General features: G+C 65.9%; 13 protein-coding genes and 2 pseudogenes. 11 read left to right on the top strand and 4 right to left on the bottom strand.

The window, feature by feature from the left end; all coding sequences use genetic code 11:
• Nucleotides 1–5: 5 nt before the first annotated feature.
• From TPAU_RS04940 to lacZ, 9 genes are all read left to right on the top strand, one after another.
• Nucleotides 6–863, top strand: coding sequence for an RNA polymerase sigma-70 factor (locus TPAU_RS04940; RefSeq protein ID WP_013125663.1), 858 nt, complete (start codon nt 6–8; stop codon nt 861–863).
• Between the two features lie 77 nt (nt 864–940).
• Nucleotides 941–1,672, top strand: a complete 732-nt coding sequence (locus TPAU_RS04945) for an SDR family oxidoreductase (RefSeq protein ID WP_013125664.1) — start codon at nt 941–943, stop codon at nt 1,670–1,672.
• Between the two features lie 89 nt (nt 1,673–1,761).
• On the top strand, nt 1,762–2,928 hold the full coding sequence (locus TPAU_RS04950) for an aminotransferase-like domain-containing protein (RefSeq protein ID WP_013125665.1): 1,167 nt from the start codon (nt 1,762–1,764) through the stop codon (nt 2,926–2,928).
• A gap of 99 nt (nt 2,929–3,027) precedes the next feature.
• On the top strand, nt 3,028–4,737 hold the full coding sequence (locus tag TPAU_RS04955) for a sodium:solute symporter family protein (RefSeq protein ID WP_013125666.1): 1,710 nt from the start codon (nt 3,028–3,030) through the stop codon (nt 4,735–4,737).
• 35 nt (nt 4,738–4,772) lie between these two features.
• A complete protein-coding gene (locus TPAU_RS04960) occupies nt 4,773–5,066 on the top strand; it encodes a hypothetical protein (RefSeq protein WP_013125667.1) in 294 nt (97 codons plus the stop codon).
• A gap of 6 nt (nt 5,067–5,072) precedes the next feature.
• Complete coding sequence (locus TPAU_RS04965; RefSeq protein WP_013125668.1) at nt 5,073–5,867, top strand: DeoR/GlpR family DNA-binding transcription regulator; 795 nt, start codon at nt 5,073–5,075, stop codon at nt 5,865–5,867.
• On the top strand, nt 5,864–6,961 hold the full coding sequence (gene galT / locus TPAU_RS04970) for a galactose-1-phosphate uridylyltransferase (RefSeq protein ID WP_013125669.1): 1,098 nt from the start codon (nt 5,864–5,866) through the stop codon (nt 6,959–6,961). Before TPAU_RS04965 ends, galT begins: the two co-directional genes overlap by 4 nt.
• Complete coding sequence (locus tag TPAU_RS04975; RefSeq protein ID WP_013125670.1) at nt 6,958–8,046, top strand: galactokinase; 1,089 nt, start codon at nt 6,958–6,960, stop codon at nt 8,044–8,046. Before galT ends, TPAU_RS04975 begins: the two co-directional genes overlap by 4 nt.
• Nucleotides 8,047–8,182: 136 nt before the next feature.
• Nucleotides 8,183–11,221, top strand: coding sequence for a beta-galactosidase, LacZ type (gene lacZ / locus TPAU_RS04980; RefSeq protein ID WP_013125671.1), 3,039 nt, complete (start codon nt 8,183–8,185; stop codon nt 11,219–11,221).
• Between the two features lie 123 nt (nt 11,222–11,344).
• Here lacZ and TPAU_RS04985 read toward each other — a convergent pair whose 3' ends face one another.
• The 3 genes from TPAU_RS04985 to TPAU_RS04995 form a co-directional block, all read right to left on the bottom strand.
• On the bottom strand, nt 11,345–12,220 hold the full coding sequence (locus TPAU_RS04985; protein ID WP_049825775.1) for a carbohydrate ABC transporter permease: 876 nt from the start codon (nt 12,218–12,220) through the stop codon (nt 11,345–11,347).
• Between the two features lie 65 nt (nt 12,221–12,285).
• Nucleotides 12,286–13,206 (bottom strand): carbohydrate ABC transporter permease, encoded by a 921-nt coding sequence (locus TPAU_RS04990; RefSeq protein ID WP_013125673.1) that lies wholly within the window; start codon nt 13,204–13,206, stop codon nt 12,286–12,288.
• The gene (locus tag TPAU_RS04995; RefSeq protein ID WP_013125674.1) at nt 13,203–14,486 is read right to left on the bottom strand and encodes an ABC transporter substrate-binding protein; all 1,284 of its coding nucleotides are present in this window, start codon (nt 14,484–14,486) and stop codon (nt 13,203–13,205) included. Before TPAU_RS04995 ends, TPAU_RS04990 begins: the two co-directional genes overlap by 4 nt.
• Before the next feature lie 268 nt (nt 14,487–14,754).
• Here TPAU_RS04995 and TPAU_RS05000 point away from each other — a divergent pair.
• Nucleotides 14,755–15,336: pseudogene (locus tag TPAU_RS05000) on the top strand (ABC transporter ATP-binding protein); the annotation flags it as partial.
• 69 nt (nt 15,337–15,405) lie between these two features.
• Nucleotides 15,406–16,598 (top strand): IS3 family transposase gene (locus TPAU_RS05010; protein ID WP_245537794.1). Its coding sequence is split into 2 segments (ribosomal slippage): nt 15,406–15,690 and nt 15,693–16,598, totalling 1,191 coding nucleotides; the frame shifts between segments, so codons are not numbered across the junction.
• A 30-nt stretch (nt 16,599–16,628) separates the two neighbouring features.
• Here the strand turns inward: TPAU_RS05010 and TPAU_RS05015 are convergent.
• Nucleotides 16,629–17,456: pseudogene (locus TPAU_RS05015) on the bottom strand (FGGY family carbohydrate kinase); the annotation flags it as partial.
• Nucleotides 17,457–17,528: the final 72 nt, after the last annotated feature.

The following is a 17,528-nucleotide window of genomic DNA, read 5'->3' on the forward strand; positions in this document are numbered from 1 at the left end:
CGACGGTGTCGGACACCGCGCTCGACGCCTTCACCCGCGCGCGGCCGCGCCTGTTCGGTATCGCCTATCGGATCCTCGGCTCCGCGCCGGACGCCGAGGACGTGGTGCAGGACACGTGGTTGCGATGGTCCGGCCGGGACCGCACCGATGTGCGCGACCCCGAGGCCTTCCTCGTGGTCACCGCGACCCGACTGGCCCTCACTCAGGCGCAGTCCGCGCACGTGCGGCGCGAAGCGTATGTGGGACCGTGGTTCCCGACGCCCGTCGACACCGAATCCGATCCACAACTCGGCGCCGAACGGCGTGCGACCCTGGAACTGGCGGTGCTGCACGTGCTGCAGCGACTCGGGCCCGCCGAACGTGCCGCCTACGTCCTGCGGGAGGCCTTCGGCCATCCGTACGACCGGATCGCGGAGATCCTGCAGATGCGCGAACCCGCCGTGCGACAGCTGGTGAGCCGGGCCCGCAGGCGGCTCGACGGTGAGCGGCGTACCACTGTCTCGCATGACCGGTTGCGCTCGCTTCTGGACGCCTTTCTAGCGGCCGCACACGCCGGCGATATCGCGGGCCTCGAAGCGGTGCTGGCCGCGGATGTGACGAGCGAGACCGACGGTGGTGGGGTGCGTCGAGCCGCGCGTCGCCCCGTGGTGGGTGGCAACGATGTCGCCCGGTTCGTGGCCGGCTTCTCGACGAGGTTCTGGCCCGACGCCACGGTGCGGCGGGTGCAGGCCAACGGGCGGCCTGCGGCATTGTTCCTGCACGACGGCCGGCCCTCGGCGCTGCTGTGCGTGGTCGCCGACGAGAGCGGGATCACGCAGCTGATGTGGGTGATGAACCCGGACAAGCTCGCCGATTTCCGCTGATCTGTCACAGATCGCGACCCCGTTCGGTCCTTGCTGTGGGTGCCCGCGACGGACGGGCGGACGGAAGGAAGTGCGCGATGGCGAAGTTCGTGGTGATCGGCGGTACCGGGCTCATCGGATCACAGGTGGCGAAGGCGCTGGTGGAGGGTGATCACGAGGTAGTGATCGGCTCGCCGAGCCGGGGGATCGACGCGGTCACGGGGACGGGGTTGACGTCCGCGCTCGACGGGGCCGATGTGGTGATCGACGTTGCGAATTCGCCGTCCTTCGACGATGCCGCGGTGCTGGAGTTCTTCACCGCTGCGACGACGAATCTGCTCGTTGCGGAGCGGGCGGCCCGGGTGCGGCACCACGTTGCACTCTCGGTGGTGGGCACCGACCGGCTGGCCGAAAGCGGCTATTTCCGGGGAAAGATCAGGCAGGAAGAGCTGATCCGGGGCGGCGAGGTGCCCTACACGATCGTGCGCGCCACCCAGTTCTTCGAGTTCGTCCCGGGTATCGCGGCCGCATCGACCGTCGACGGTGTGATCCGCCTCCCGGGCGCGGGTATCGCCCCGATCGCCTCCGCCGATGTGGCCGCGGCGGTGGTATCGGCCGCCACCGGTGAGCCGCTGGGGCGGTACACGGAGGTCGCGGGTCCGGACACCTTCGCCCTCGACGAGCTGGTGCGCCGAGCGCTCCGCGGCGACGGGGACGATCGGGAGGTGGTGTGTGACGCGCAGGCGACGTACTTCGGTGCGCAGTTGGGCGAGGACACCCTGCTGCCCGGACCGGGCGCGACGATCGCCGCCACCCACTTCTTCGGATGATGCGACGTCGAGCCGGGCGGAGATCTAGAAATCTCAATTGATGAGATAACTATCTCGCCATTTGGATCGTGATGTGCGATCGTCGTCGCATGACGACGACACACGGAGAACGGGGGTCGGCGGCGGTGCGCGCTGTGCGCGGGTCGGCGATCCGTGATCTGCTCGCGGTCGCGGATCGGCCGGACGTGATCTCGCTCGCCGGCGGTCTACCCGCTCCTGAGCTGCTGCCCACCCGACGAGTCGCCGAGGCTGCAGAGCGCGCGCTCACGGCACCGTCCGTCCTGCAGTACGGCCTCACCACGGGCGCGCCGGCGCTCCGCGATGTCGTGCATGCGCGCGAATCGGAGGCGATCGGCCGCGACGCCGGCGCGGTGGTGATCACGCACGGCTCGCAGCAGGCGCTGGCCCTGCTCGCTCAGGCCCTGCTCGATCCGGGGGACACCGTGGTGGTCGAGGACCCCGGGTACACAGGCGCCCTCCAGGTGTTCGCGGCGGTGCGCGCGAACATCGAGGCTGTGCCCATGGATGCCGAAGGGATGCGCGTCGACCTGCTGCGACCCATCGTCGAGCGCGGTGGCGTGCGGGTCGTGCACACGGTCTCGAACTTCCACAATCCCGGCGGCGCCACGCTGGCGGCTGAGCGGCGGATCGAACTCGCACGGCTCGCCGATGAATTCGGCTTCTGGATCGTCGAAGACGATCCGTACGGCCGGCTGCGATTCCGCGGCCGCGCGGTGGAGCCGGTGGCCGCGCACAGTGACCGTGTGATCCGACTGTCGAGCGCATCGAAGATCGTGGCCCCGGCGCTGCGGGTGGGGTGGATGCACGGCGACGCCGAAGTCCTCGCTCTGGTCGAGAAGCTCAAGCAGGGCGCGGACCTCTGCGGTTCGACCCTGACGCAGGCCATCGCCGCTGAGATCCTTGCCGATGGCCCCTGGTCGGACGCACATATCGGGCGTATCCGGTCGCTGTACGGCGAGCGGGCATCGGCGCTGCACGCCGCCCTCAAGCGCGCGTACGGGGACCGGCTGGCGCTCACCGAGCCCGCCGGCGGCATGTTCCTGTGGGGTGAGTTCGCCGACGGGACGGACACCGCCGCTGCATTGCCGCGCGCCGTCGACGCGGGTGTCGCCTACGTGCCGGGAAGTGCTTTCGCCGTGGCGAGCAGTCACACCGGAGCGCTGCGGTTCTGCTTCACCACCGCCGAACCCGCACGGTTGCGTGAGGCCGTGGAGAGGCTCGAGAAGGTCTTCTGACGGTTCCGTCGAACAAAATCTAACAATCTGCACCCCTCGACTGTTTGAAGCTGTTAGATTCCGTGGAGTGATTGCTGCGATCGAAGGGGAATGTCGGCCATGACTCTGGCGATGGACGCTCCGCTCCGGCTCAACGTCGGATTCCTGGACTACTGGCTGATCGCGATCTACTTCGTGTTCGTGCTGGGCATAGGCTATCTGGCCCGGCGCCAGGTGGCATCGAGTCTCGACTTCTTCCTGTCGGGACGACGACTGCCCGCGTGGGTCACCGGTATCGCCTTCGTGTCGGCGAACCTCGGTGCGGTGGAGATCATGGGTATGTCGGCCACCGGCGCTCAGATCGGCATGTCGACGTTCCACTACTACTGGATCGGCGCCGTGCCGGCGATGGTCTTCCTCGGCCTGGTCATGATGCCCTTCTACTACGGCTCGAAGGTGCGCAGTGTCCCGGAGTTCATGCGCAAGCGCTTCGGCACCGGCGCACACCTGGTGAACTCGATCAGCTTCGCCGTCGCCCAGGTGCTCATCGCGGGTGTGAACCTGTTCCTGCTCGGCACCGTCATCAACGTGGTCCTCGGCTGGCCGCAGTGGGTGTCCCTGCTCGTCGCCGCCGCGGTCGTGCTCACCTACACCGTGCTCGGAGGCCTGTCGGCGGCGATCTACAACGAGGTTCTCCAGTTCTTCGTCATCCTCGCCGCGCTCGTTCCGCTCACCGTGATCGGCCTGATCAAGGTGGGTGGCTGGAGCGGGCTGAAGGAGAAGGTGATCGAGACCCGAGGCGATCAGGGCGTCACGGCCACCGTCTCGCAGCAACTGCACACCTGGCCGGGGCAGGCGCTCAGTGGATTCGAATCGCCGGTGTGGTCGGTGGTCGGCATCGTCTTCGGTCTGGGCTTCGTGCTCTCGTTCGGCTACTGGACCACCAACTTCGTCGAGGTGCAGCGCGCCATGGCGTCCGATTCGATGTCCGCCGCCCGCCGCACGCCGATCATCGGCGCCATCCCGAAGATGTTCATCCCGTTCGTCGTCGTGGTCCCCGGCATGATCTGCGCCGCCGCCATCGGCGACATGATGAACCTCAAGAACAACGGTGCGGCGCAAGGAGTCACCTACAACGACGCGATGCTGCTCATGATCCGTGACATCCTGCCCAACGGCCTGCTCGGTGTGGCGGTGGCCGGCCTGATCGCCTCGTTCATGGCGGGTATGGCGGCCAATGTCTCCGCCTTCAACACCGTCTTCAGCTTCGACCTCTGGCAGCAGTACGTGGTGAAGGACCGCGAAGACGCCTACTACATCAAGGTCGGTCAGGTGGCCACGGTGATCGCCGTCCTCCTCGCGATCGGTACCGCCACCATCGCGGCCGGGTACTCCAACCTGATGGACTACCTGCAGACCCTGTTCGGCTTCTTCAACGCGCCGCTGTTCGCCACCTTCCTGCTCGGTATGTTCTGGAAGCGGATGACACCGACCGCGGGCTGGGTGGGCCTGGTCTCCGGCACGCTCGCCGCCATCGCGGTCTTCGTCATGCAGCAGACCGGTGTAATCGATCTGCCCGGACAGGGCATGGCCTTCGTCGCGGCCTCCGCCGCGTTCGTGGTCGACATCGTGGTCTCGGTAGCGGTCTCCGCCGTCACCATGCCCAAACCCGAGGCCGAGCTCAACGGCTACGTGTACTCGCTGACCGACCGCGCGATCCTGCGCGGTGCCGAGGACTCCGATGCGCGGGCGCCCTGGTACGCCCGCGCGGTGCCGCTCGGCATCGCGGTGCTCGCGACCACCCTGGTGCTGGGCGTCATCTTCCGCTGATGGGCCACAACGACTTCGACGACAGGAGCAGATCGATGACCGATCCGACCGGTACTCCCACACGGGGACTGCTGACCCGGCTGTTCGACATCCGCAACGTGATCGCCGCCCTCCTCGGCCTGTACGGGATCGGTCTGCTCATCGCGGGCCTGTTGCCCGGCGTCGCCGAAGCCGGTGCGGGCCAGGCGCAGCGCGGCCAGAACCCGATCGACATGGCGGCCGGTAGCTCGGCGAACCTGTGGGTGGGCGCCGGCCTGCTGCTCTTCGCCGTCCTGTTCGCGGTGTGGGCGGCGCTCACGCCTGCGCGCTCCGACTCGTCGCAAGGGTAGGCGCGGGTGCTGGCAGCGGAACGACGTCGACACATCCTCGCCGCGGCGGTCGCGCACGGCGCCGTGCGGGTCATCGATCTGGCGGAGGAGCTGGGCGTCTCGGAGATGACCATCCGCCGGGACCTCGACCGCTTGGAAGAGGCCGGTGAGCTCACGAAGGTGCACGGTGGAGCGGTGCGCACCGCCGGTTCGCTTTCCGGGCGAGGCCTGGAACCGATATCTGCTCTCAAAGCAGAGCGAGCCACCGCGGAGAAGACGGCGATCGCCAGGGCCGCTCTGGCGTTGGTCGAAGACGGGATGACGGTGGCGATCGGCGCAGGGACCACGACTCTCGAACTCGCCCGCCTGCTCCGCGGCCGAGCGATCGCCGTGGTGACCAATTCGATTTCGCTCTTCCACGTGATGACCGACCCTGCCGACGACCTCGTGGCGGGGGGAGCGGTCCAGCTGACCGGTGGCCAGCGCACGCCGTCGGATGCGCTCGTCGGCCCGGTCGCCAATGCCATGCTCGAACGTGTGCGATGCGATATCGGCTTCCTCGGATGTCACGGCATCGACCCCACCGCCGGGTTCACCACGCCGAACATCGGTGAGGCGGAAACCAACCGGCGCTTGATCGGGGCATCGCGCAACACCGTGATGCTCGCCGACCACACCAAGTTCGGTGAGATCGGCGCGCACCTGTTCGGGGAGTTCTCCGTGGTCGAACAACTCATCACCGACAGCGGGCTCGGACCCGCCGCTCGCGAAGCCCTCTCCAGCGTCGTCGAGCTCACCATCGCCGAAGGAGGCGTGCAATGAACCGCCCACTGCCGGACCCGACCGTAGGGCACCTGGCGGACGGCCGGGAGATCCTGCTGTTCGATGTATCCGAGGCTCCGCGACCGGTGCTCGAAACCGATCACCGCGCCCTTGCGCCGCGACCGGACGGTCCCACGACCACGGTGCGCCGAGACCCGCAGACCGGCGATCTCGTGATCGTGGCGCCGGCCCGCCAAGACCGGACGTACAAGCCTCCCAAACAGATGTGCCCGCTGTGTCCCGACCCGGAGGGCCTCTCCAGTGAGCTCCCGGTCCACGACTACCGGGTGGCGGTCTTCGAGAATCGCTTCCCGTCGCTGTTCGGCGTCGCCGAGGCGGCCGGTCCGCCCGAGAACGCCCTGCGTGTCGAGTCGCCCGGTGTCGGACGATGTGAAGTGGTGTGTTTCTCCAGCGATCACGACGGTGCGTTCGCCGGCCTGACGCAGGAGCATGCCCGCCTCGTGGTCGACGTGTGGGCGCACCGCACTGCAGCGCTCCTCAGTCGTGACGATGTGGCGGAGGTGTACTGCTTCGAGAACCGGGGCGAGGAGATCGGCGTGACGCTGCCGCACCCGCACGGGCAGATCTACGCCTTCCCGTTCACCACACCGCGGACCGCTGCGCTCATGCGGGAAGCGCAGGCACACCGTGCCAGTACGGGCCAGGACCTGTTCGAGAGCATCCTCGCCGCCGAGGTCGCCGACGGCGACCGGATTCTGATCCGCACGGATCACACCACCGCGTTCGTTCCCTTCGCGGCGAAGTGGCCGTCCGAGGTACACGTGTACCCGAACCGGCATGTGCGCAATCTGTCCGAACTCACTGCAGCGGAAGCGGATGACCTCGCGCGGGTCTACCTCGCCGTGCTGCGCGGATTCGATGCCCTGTACGGCACCCCCTTGCCGTACATCGCCTCCTGGCACCAGTACCGCACTGATGCCGCGGAGGGGTACCTGCACGCCGAGCTGTTCTCCATTCGCCGCAGTGCCGACAAGCTGAAGTACCTTGCCGGTGCGGAGTCCGGACGCGACGCGTTCATCACCGACAAGTCACCGGAAGCGATCGCGGCCGAACTCAGGAAGGCGCTCGAATGACCGTGCGCGGCTATGCCCCCGGCCGGATCAATCTGATCGGTGAGCACACGGACTACAACGACGGCTATGCGCTGCCGATCGCGCTCGGGGTGGGTGCCACGGCGCGGTTCGATCCGTCGATCTCGGACAGCATCGCCGTTTCCTCGCGCGAGGAAGGGGCCGCGGCGGCCATCCCGCTGGACACCAGTCCCGGGACGGGCGCGGTGCGAGGCTGGCCCGGGTACGTCGCAGGATGTGTCTGGGCACTGCGCGAGCACGGTGTTCGCGTGCCGGGAGGCGCAATGACGATTGCTTCCGATGTTCCTGTGGGAGCCGGGCTCTCGTCTTCCGCTGCGATCGAGTGCGCCGTGCTGGAGGCCTTGGTGGCGGCATCGGGGTCCGAGGCCCCTGACCGGACCACTTTGGCCCGCATCGCGCAGCGCGCGGAGAACGAGTACGTCGGTGCTCCCACGGGGCTGCTGGACCAGATGAGCAGCCTGTACGGCGAGCAGGACACCGCCCTGCTCCTGGACTTCCGTTCGCTGGCCGTCGATCGTGTCCCCATGAACCTGGGGACCGCGGTCCTCCTCGCGATCGATTCGCGGACACCGCACCAGCACGCCGGTGGTGAGTACGGTGCGCGCCGGCGATCGTGTGAGGCGGCAGCGGCAGAACTGGGGCTGTCCTCGCTTCGCGATGCGTCCGACGGTGCGTGGACCCGGACCGACGATGCCGTCACGGCTCGCCGGGCACGGCACGTCATCACCGAGAACGCGAGAGTCCTCGCAGCTGCGGATGCCCTCGCATCGGGTGACTTCACCCGGTTCGGCGAGTTGATGGTCGAATCGCATCATTCGATGCGAGATGACTTTGAAATCACCGTTCCGGCTATCGATTTCATCGCGGATGAGGCCTGCCGGTTCGGCGCCTACGGCGCTCGTATGACGGGCGGCGGCTTCGGCGGCACCGTGGTGGTGCTGGCACCTGCATCAGCAGCGGAGCGGATCGTGTCGGAGCTCCCCGAGGCGGTCCACTCGGCGGGACACCCGCGTCCCAGCATTGCGGCGGTCCGCCCCGGCGGCGGTGCGTTCGCTGAGAAGACCTAAGCCCCGATCGCAGTTCGGTGTTCTGACGCCTCGTCCTGGCGCACTCGTGATCATCGCCGGAGTCTGCCGGGATCCGACCATCGACCGCTTTCCCGTGCGACCCTCGACCACTCCCTTGATCAACCGGAGACATGCCATGACCTTTCACCTACGCGATCTCGCTGATCCCGAGCACTTCGCGGAGGGGACCGTTGCCCCCCATTCGGACCATCGCTGGTTCCGGAACCGAGACGAGGCGCTGGCGGGGATCAGTTCCTTCGAACAGAGCCTCAACGGCATGTGGAAGTTCGACTATGCGCCGAATCCGCAGTCCGCGCCCGAGGGCTTCGAGCGGCTCGACTGCGATGTCGACGACTGGGCTGAGATCGAGGTCCCCGCGCACATCCAGTTGCAGGGGTACGACCGGCCGCAGTACGTCAACGTGCAATACCCGTGGGATGGGCGCGAGCAGCTCGAACCGGGGCAGGTCCCCATGAGATTCAACCCGGTCGGGTCGTACGTGCGGACCTTCGAGCTCGACGCACCCCTCGGGCCGGGGGAGCGGCTCACGCTGCACTTCGCCGGCGTGGAGAGCGCGCTGGCGGTGTGGGTGAACGGGATCTACGTGGGCTACGCCGAGGACTCGTTCACACCCTCGGAGTTCGACATCACCGACTACCTGACGTCGGCCGAGAACCGGATCGCGTGTCGCGTCTTCAAGTGGTGCTCCGCCTCGTGGCTCGAGGACCAGGACCTCTTCCGCTTCTCGGGCATCTTCCGTGATGTGACTCTGCACCGCCACCCGGCGACGCACATCACCGACCTGGTCGTGTCCACCGATATCGCAGATGATTTCAGCACGGCCGAGGTCTCGGTCGCCGTCACGCTTCGCGGAGCGGGAATGGTCCGCGGCGTCCTGACCGGAGTCGGCGACCTGGTCTCGGCGGGTGCGGGCCGGCTCGCCGTCGCGGTGGACTCCCCGCAGCTGTGGAGCAGCGAATCCCCTCACCTCTACGACCTCGTACTCGAGGTGTCCGACGACCGCGGCGACGTGACCGAGATCGTGCCGGTGAAAGTCGGCATCAGGCGCGTCGGCATCGAAGACGGTGTGTTCAAGGTCAACGGGCGACGCGTGGTGTTCAACGGCGTCAACCGGCACGAGTTCGGCCTGAAGGGGCGCGTGGTCACCCGCGAGGAGACGGAGTCGGATCTCCGCTTCATGAAGGCGCACAACATCAATGCGGTTCGCACGAGCCACTACCCCAACAACACGTTCTTCTACGAGCTGTGCGACATCTACGGCGTGTACGTGATCGATGAGGTCAACCTGGAGACGCACGGGACGTGGGCGGATACCCCGGTGCTGGCGACGCCGGACACCGCACTGCCCGGCGACCGCCCCGAGTGGCTGGACAACGTCCGTGCCCGCGCCCGCAATATGGTGGCCCGAGACCGCAACCACTGCAGCATCGTGATGTGGTCGTGCGGCAACGAATCCTCCGGGGGCCGGAATCTCCTCGAGGTCTCTCGGCTCCTCAAAGCGGAGGACACCCGTCCGGTCCACTACGAGGGGATCTCCATGGACCCGCGGTATCCGGAGACGAGCGACGTCGTCAGCAGGATGTACCTACCCGTGGACGATGTCGAGGCCTATCTGCTGGAGCATCGCGATAAGCCGTACATCCTCTGCGAGTACGCCCATGCCATGGGCAACTCGTTCGGAGCGGTCGACCGATACGTCGACCTCGCGTATCGCGACGAGCTCTTCCAGGGCGGATTCATCTGGGACTTCGTCGACCAAGCACTCCCCGCACGGAACGCGGACGGCAGTGAGTACCTCGGTTACGGAGGAGACTTCGGTGACCGACCGAATGACGCCGACTTCTCCGGGAACGGAATACTGTTCGCCGACAGGTCGCCCAAACCGTGCGCGGAAGAAGTCAAACGCCTGTATCAAGGCTTCGTCTTCACGATCGGTCGGTCGTCGGTGGAGATCGAGAACCGCATGATGTTCACGAGTTCGGCGGACTTCCGCTGCGTCGCGCAGCTCTCCTACGGGGGGACCATCGTCGAAGAGGCGGAGATCGACACGCGTGTGGACGCCGGCTCGGTCGGCGCGTACTCGCTGCCGTTCGTCGTCGACACCGCGCAGCTCGATGCCGCGGTCGACGTCTCGCTCCGGTTGCGAACGGCCACCGACTGGGCCGGTGCGGATCATGTGGTGGCCGCTGACCAGCGAGTGTTCCCGAATCGCCGTCGTGTGCCCGACGGTCGGCCGCCGCAGGGAAGCCTCGAACTCATCGAGGGACGTCACAACATCGGTGTCCGGGGCGAGGGCTTCGACGTCCTGTTCTCGGTGCTGCACGGAGGCCTGGTTTCGTACCGCGTGGGCGAGGGTGATACCTATCGCGAGCTGCTCGATTCCATGCCTCTGCCGAACTTCTGGCACGCGCCCACGTCCAACGAGCGAGGCTGGAAAATGCCTGCGCGGGACGGTATGTGGCTCGTGGCGAGTCGGTACCCGCGCCCCGACGCCGGAGCGGGGCGAACGTCAGTGGAGAGGGCCGACGACGGCGCGGTCATGGTCCGCTGCCGCTACATCCTGCCGACCTCTCCGGAGAGCACGTGCTCGGTGGAGTACACAGTGACTCCCGACGGGAGGGTAGCGGTGCAAGTGGACGTCGACCCCGCTCCGGGCCTTCCCGATATGCCGGAGTTCGGTATGTCGTTGGCGCTTCCGGCGCCGTATCACCGCTTGACCTGGTTCGGAGACGGACCCCACGAGTGCTACGTCGATCGTCGCGCCGCCGCGCGTCTGGGAATCCATTCGATCGACACCCGCGAAGCACTGACCCCCTACATCCGCCCGCAGGAAGCGGGGAACCGGACAGGAGTCAGATGGGCCGAGGTGACCGACGAGCACGGGTACGGAATGCGTCTCGAGGGGCGCGAGAGCATGGAGCTCGCGGTCACGCCGTGGACGCCGTACGAGGTGGAGAATGCCCGTCACCCCGAAGACCTCCCGCCGATCCGCCGCACGATCCTTCGTCCGGCACTGATGCGCCGGGGAGTGGGCGGTGACGATTCGTGGGGATCGCTGCCCCATCCGGAGTACCGCCTGCCCGCGGGGCAGCGGATGCGATTCGCGTTCGACTTCCTCGGTATCGCCCCAGAGGGCCGCGGGACCTCCGGTTAGGCCGCAGCGACGGCCCGCTCCGCCAACGACATGTGCCCTTCCCCGCATCGGGGAAGGGCACATGTCGTTGGTCTGGGCGAAGCGCTCCGGCGCGGTCCAAGACTCGCACCGGAGCGGATCGTGCTACTTGTTGGCTCCCATGGTGAGCCCGGAGATGAAGTGTCGCTGGAGCGCCATGTAGACCAGAACGGTCGGTAGCGCCACCAGCACGGCACCGGCGGACATCATGTTGGAGTCGGTGAAGTAGGCACCCTCAAGGCTTTGCAGTGCCGTCGTCACCGGGTACTTATCGGCGGTCACCATGAGGGCCAATGCCCAGAAGAAGTCGTTGTAGACCCAGGTCGCGAACAGCGTCGCCAGCGCCGCCAGAGCGGGTCGGCACAGCGGGAGGATGATCTGGGCGTACTGGCGAAACGCGCCCGCACCGTCGATCTCCGCTGCTTCGGTGAGCGCCTTGGGCAGCATCTTCATGTAGTTGCTCAAGACGAAGACGCAGAAACCCAACTGGAACGCCAGGTTCGCGATGATCACGCCCCAGTAGGTGTCGTAGAGACTTCCCGAGCTGCTGAGCCACTCGGGCAGGGGGAAGGCGTTGAACATCCGGAACAGCGGCGCCAGAAGCGTCTGCGGCGGAAGAAGGTTCGCTGTGACGAACACGAGCAGGGCGGCGATGTTCAGCTTCCACGAGTAGCGCGCGATGACGAAAGCCGCCATCGAGCCGAGGGCGAGGATGAGGATCACTGCGGGAACGGTGATGAGCACCGAGTTGAGGAAGAAGTGCGGGATGTTGCCGATCGTCCACGCGTTGGCGTAGTTCTCCAGCGTGTAGCCGCCGGTCGACAGCTGGCCCTTCTCCTGGACGTAGTCGTAATCGCGGAAGGAGCTGTACACGGCCCACGCGAGCGGAGCCATCCACACGATCGCGAAGGTGACGAGCAAGAGCTGCGTCGCCACGGTGCGTGCGGTGGCCGCGGTCGAACGCGACCGCCCTCTGCGCATGTATACCGACTGTGCGGCAGGCGTTCCGGCGTTCCGGGTGGTTGCGCCGGTAGAGCTACTGAGTGTCATTCTTCGGTCCCGTCTCCACGAGTAATGATCCAGACGTAGGCGGCGATAAAGACCGCCGATATCAGCAACATGACAACGGCGAGCGCGGATCCGAATCCCACGCGGCCGGCCTCGCCGATGATGTTCGATGTCACGAGGGTCGAAATGAGCTCCAGACCGTTCCGTCCTCGGTTGATGACCCATACGAGGTCGAATGCACGAATCGACTCGATGACGGTGACCACCGCGACCATGAGGTTCGTGGGCAACATCAGGGGGAACACGATTTGGAAGAAGGTCCTGATCGGCCCGGCACCATCGACTTTCGCGGCCTCCCGCACCGAGCCGTCGATCGCCTTCAGTCCCGCGATGTAGAGGATCATGATGTAGCCGGTGTGCCGCCACCCCGCCGCAATCATGACGGCCCAGATGTTGTAGTCGGGATCACCGAGCCAATCGGTATCCGATCCGAGGACCGAGTTGAGCACGCCGTAGTCCGTGGAATAGACGAACTGCCAGATGATTCCGACCAATGCCATGGACAGTACGACCGGCGTGAACAGCACGCTCTGGTAGATCCTCGTGCCGGCGATGTTCCTATCCAGTACGACCGCCAGCAGGATTCCGAGAATCGTCGGGCCCACGAAGAGGAACACCAGCCAGAGGACATTGTTGTGCAGAGCCTGTTGGAACGGTGGATATGCCTCCACCGCGTTCGTATAGTTCTGCGTGCCGATCCACGTGATCGAATCGACACCTCCGATACCGTCCCAACTGCTGAACGAGAGGATGATCGTGAGCACCGTCGGGATGAGGACGACACCGATGACGATCAGGAGCGGCACTCCCAGCATCCACGAGAGCGTGATGCGATCTCGGCGATCGCGTTGTACGGCGGGTGCGGGCGCACCCGCCGGAGTGGACTGAAGTTCGGTCATCGGTCGAACACCGCCTTCTTCTGCTTCTCGATGCTCGCGAGCACCGAACGGAGATCCTGTGGGGCCCGGATGAACTGTTGCAATGAAGGGATGATCACGATCGATGAGAAGTCCGGTCGTGTGTCCCGGTCGAGGAACTGCGTGATCGAATTGCTGTTCTTCACCAGCGCGGCTGCCTTCTGGATGAGCGGCGAGTAGTCGGCGAGCGAGATGTCCTTGTGAGCAGGAATCGACATCGCGAGCCCGCTGCTGTACTTGATGCCCGCTTCCGCCGAGGCGGCGTATTCGAGGAACTGCGTGGCGGCCTCCCGGTTCCGGGGGTTCGCACTCATCATGAGTCCGTCGAGGGGTGCCTCGACCGCTCCGGCGCCGATGGCGCTGTCGAACTCCGGGAACGGGCAGAAGTCCAGGTCGTCGAGGTCGGGGCCCGCGGGGAACTGCTCCGAAACGAACAATCCCGTGACCATCATTCCCACCTTGCGGTTGAGCAGTGCGGTGTGCGCCTCCGCGATGGTGCGCCCCAGCGGTTGTTCCTGCTGGAACGGTAGGAATTCGCGCCAGGCGTCGAAGGTCGCGTAGACCCGGTTGTCGGTCCAGGAGATCTCGCCGGCCAGCAGGCTGCGGTGGAAATCGGGACCGTTGATCCGCAGATTGAGGTAGTCGAACATGCCGAACGTGGTCCACCCCTGCCGCGCGGCGAATCCCAGCGGAACGATGCCGTCCGCCTTCATCCGCTTGCACAGATCGATGAAGTCGGCGTGGGTGCGCGGCGGCTGGTAGCCATAGCGTTGCCACACACTCTTGCGGTAGTAGATCGCCCACGGGTAGTACGTCAGGGGCACGAGGTAGGCGTGACCGTTGTCGGTCGCCGCGCCCTTGAACGAACTGTCGAAGCCACGGTCGATGGCGGGCCAGACCGCATCCAACGGAGAGACCAGCTTCTTATTGGCGATGTAGCGCATCCGGTAACCCGACATCCAGGTGAACACGTCGTCCGGCGCACCCTGGAGATAGTTGTTGAGGTTCTCCTGGAACGAGACCGTATCGACCACGTTCACAGATACCGGAATCGACGTACGTTCGGTGAATGCGCCCACGAGCGCCGCCATACCTGCTTTGGCCTTCGAGTCCGAGTTCCGCGACCCCAGGTGGAGGGGGCGTGGTGAGTCCGAGCGACCGCATGATGCGAGGGTCGGCGCGAGTGCGGCCAACGTCGACGCAGCGAGTGCGCCTTTCAGCACGCTCCGGCGGCTGAGTCCCGCCGCTCCCGTGGTCTCCATCCGGTTCCTTTCGTCGTGGCAGCTGCGCCTGCACGTGGTCTCAACGGCGGACCACAAAAACGAGCAGTTAGTCACACTTTCTATCTTGTGTTCTGGGTCACAGTCTACCTAAACCCCTGGACACGGTAGCGCACTTGGAAACAGACGCGTGTGCAATCGAGAAATGTTGTGCGAAAATGTTCCAGGCTCGGATTCTGTCTGTCATGCTTCGGTTGCGGTCGCACAGGACTCCGCATGGAGTACCGGCAGGCTCGAGAGAGGAAGAATCGTGGGGAGTGTTAGCTACAAGGACGTGTCGAAGGTCTACCCGGGCAGTCCGGTGCCGGCCGTGGACAACTTGAACCTCGATATCGAGGACGGCGAGTTCGTCGCATTGGTCGGGCCTTCGGGATGCGGGAAGTCGACATCCCTGCGCATGCTCGCCGGGCTGGACGATGTCGACTTCGGTTCGGTGCATATCGGAGGCCGTGACGTCACGGCGTTGCCCCCGAAGCGGCGCGATATCGCCATGGTTTTCCAGAACTACGCCCTGTATCCGCATATGACCGTGGCCGGGAACATGGGCTACGGGCTGCGGGTCGCGGGCTACGGCAAGGAGGCCATCGCCGAGCGGATCAATGAAGCCGCGCGCCTGCTCGATCTCACCGAATTCCTCGACCGCAAGCCCCGGGCTCTCTCGGGTGGACAGCGTCAGCGGGTCGCCATGGGGCGGGCCATCGTGCGGAATCCGCAGGTCTTCCTGATGGATGAGCCCCTGTCCAACCTCGATGCCAAGCTGCGCGTCAAGACCCGCTCGGAGATCGCGCAGCTCCAGCAGCGCCTCGGCACCACGACGGTGTACGTCACGCACGGGCCTGCTGCACGGGTAGGTGACATCTGATCTGTGGTGCCGAGGGGTGCCGCTGGAAGGATGTGCACTGTGCCTAAGCCGTATCCGAAGGAGTTCCGCGACGATGTGGTCCGTGTCGCGCGTAATCGTGAGCCGGGAGTCCGTCTCAAGCAGATCGCTGCCGACTTCGGCATTAGCGAGTCGTGCCTGATGAACTGGGTGAAGACCGCCGATGTCGAGGCCGGCTCCAAGTCCGGGAGCAGTGCGGCGCAGTCGGCGACCGAGAGGCAAATGCGTAAGCGGATTCGGCTCCTTGAGCAGGAGAATGAGGTCCTGCGTCGTGCGGCTGCGTATCTGTCGCAGGCGAACCTGCCGGGAAAATGATGTACCCGCTCGTGAAAGAGCTCGCCGACGACGGTGTTCCCGTCACGGTGTCGTGCCGGGTTTTGAAGCTCTCCCGTCAGCCTTACTACCGTTGGCTCGCCGCCCCGGTCCCCGCGACGGAGCTGGTCGAGGCGTATCGCGCGAACGCCCTGTTCGACGCCAGCGTTGATGATCCGGAGTTCGGTCACCGGTTACTCGCAGACGAGGCCCGCGCTGCCGGTGAGCCTATGGCGGACCGCACTGCGTGGCGGATCTGCCGCGACAACCGGTGGTGGAGCGTCTTCGGAAAGAAACGCTCGAGCAAGGGCGGCAAACCCGGGCCCGCGGTCCACGACGATCTATGCACCGTCACCGACGAGCACGGCAGGACTCGTCACCGGTTCACCGCAGATGCACCGAATCGGTTGTGGCTCACAGATATCACTGAACACAGGGCTCGGGAAGGGAAGCTGTATCTGTGTGCGATCAAAGATGCCTACTCCGGGCGGATCGTCGGCTACTCCGTCGACTCGAGGATGAAGGCCCGGCTCGCCGTCAACGCCCTCAACAACGCTGTCGCGATGCGCGGTGATGTCACCGGATGCATAGTTCATAGTGACAGAGGATCGCAATTCCGGAGCCGAAAATTCCGACGTGCCTTGGAATATCACGGACTACGCGGATCAATGGGCCGAGTCGCCTCCTGCGGCGACAATGCCGCGATGGAGTCGTTCTTCAGCCTGCTGCAGAACAACGTCCTCGACCGCCACTGCTGGGCCACCCGGCAGGAACTGCGGACCGCGATCATCACCTGGATCGAACGGACCTACCACCGCCGGCGCCGACAACGCCGCCTTGGACGATTGACACCCATCGCATTCGAGTCCACCATGAACCCGGCCGCGCCACACGCGGCCTGACCAACTTGTCACCTACCCGTGCAGCAGGCCCCCCTCGTCGAGCGCGGCCTGTCCGAACATCGCGGCCTGCTGGTCGCCGAGGATGCCCGCGATCGGCACTCCACCGAACACGCCCCGCTCGCGCACCACGCCGTACACCTCGGCACTGGAGCGGATCTCGGGCAGCATCGCCATGGGAATGCCCATGGCGGCGCAGGTGGCCGGGTCCCACGCGCCGTCGGCCAGATTCATCAGCATGGTGCGCGAGGCGTTCGTGATGTCGGTGATGTGCATCGGCCGGCCTGGCTCGGCGCTCCCGGCATCGTCGGTGGTCAGATTCCACACCAGCCACGAGTCGATGGTGCCCGCGCACAGTTCGCCGCGTTCGGCCCGCTCGCGGGCGCCCGGCACGGTGTCGAGGATCCAGGCGATCTTCGGCCCGGAGAAGTACGAGGCGAGGGGCAAGCCGCAGGAGGGCTTGAACCGGTCGCGGTCGGGCTCATCGAGCCCGACGGACGCCAGTTCCTCGCACATCGCCTCCGTCCGCGTGTCCTGCCACACGATCGCGTTGTAGATCGGTTCGCCCGTCGCGCGATCCCACACCACGACCGTCTCGCGTTGGTTGGTGATGCCGACCGCGGCGATGTCCGCCGCGGTGAGATCGGCCGTCGCCAGGGCTTGTGCGCACACCTGTCGCGTATTGACCCATATCTGCGTGGCGTCGTGCTCGACCCAGCCGTTACGTGGGAAGATCTGGTCGTGCTCCCGTTGTTCGGCGGCCACGATGGTGCCGCCCCGATCGAAGATGATGCACCGGGTGGAACTGGTGCCCTGATCGATGGCGGCGACGAACTGCGGGTCACGATGGGAAACTGCCACGAACGAATACTGACATGGTGATGCCGTATGAACGCTGCCAACCCTGAAACGTCACAACTCCAAGCGGTCTCG

It is taken from the genome of Tsukamurella paurometabola DSM 20162 (assembly GCF_000092225.1).
In the GTDB taxonomy this organism is placed as follows: domain Bacteria; phylum Actinomycetota; class Actinomycetes; order Mycobacteriales; family Mycobacteriaceae; genus Tsukamurella; species Tsukamurella paurometabola.